Below are 236 nucleotides of genomic sequence, written 5' to 3' on the forward strand. Positions count from 1 at the left end.
AACCACCACACCCCCACCCAGTTCCTCACCAACCTCGCCACCGCCCACACCCACGGCCACCCCGTAACCTGGCCCACCACCAACCCCGACACCGACACCGACACGAGCACCGACCCCGGCCTGCCCACGTACCCCTTCCAACACCAGCGCTACTGGCTCGACGCCCCCGCCCGCACCGGCGACCTCAGCACCGCGGGTATGGAGAGCGCTGAGCACCCGCTGCTCGGCGCATCCGT

1 protein-coding gene is annotated in these 236 nt (G+C 70.8%); it reads left to right on the top strand.

Annotated elements, in window-relative coordinates:
- A partial coding sequence (locus OO69_RS48665) for a hypothetical protein (protein ID WP_033287479.1) occupies positions 1-236 on the top strand: 236 nt, incomplete at both ends.

Source organism: Streptomyces sp. NRRL F-525 (assembly GCF_000716605.1).
Taxonomy (GTDB): Bacteria; Actinomycetota; Actinomycetes; order Streptomycetales; family Streptomycetaceae; genus Streptomyces.